Annotated in this window: 1 tRNA gene and 1 rRNA gene; both read right to left on the bottom strand. The window is 49.1% G+C overall.

What is annotated here, in order from left to right:
• Positions 1–79: ribosomal RNA gene (locus LJC66_RS27555) — 16S ribosomal RNA — on the bottom strand; the annotation flags it as partial.
• Between the two features lie 85 nt (positions 80–164).
• Positions 165–240, bottom strand: a tRNA-Ala gene (locus LJC66_RS27550).
• Between the last annotated feature and the right edge of the window lie 49 nt (positions 241–289).

Raw genomic sequence — 289 nt, 5'->3', positions numbered from 1 at the left:
TCTAATCAGTTCGCTCGACTTGCATGTATTAGGCACGCCGCCAGCGTTCATCCTGAGCCAGGATCAAACTCTCCGAAGAAATGTTTGACTTGCTCAATTTAAAAAATAAAAATTAACGTTGACGTTTGTCGCTTTGTTCAGTTTTCAAAGTTCAAAATTCCGATTGGTGGAGCCTAGCGGGATCGAACCGCTGACCTCCTGCGTGCAAGGCAGGCGCTCTCCCAGCTGAGCTAAGGCCCCATAAATGGTCGGGAAGACAGGATTCGAACCTGCGACCCCTTGGTCCCAA

It is taken from the genome of Priestia sp. TSO9 (assembly GCF_021029645.1).
Lineage (GTDB): Bacteria > Bacillota > Bacilli > Bacillales > Bacillaceae_H > Priestia > Priestia megaterium_E.
The sequence above is the reverse complement of the archived record's forward strand: the minus strand, read 5'-3'. Positions and strand labels throughout refer to the sequence as shown.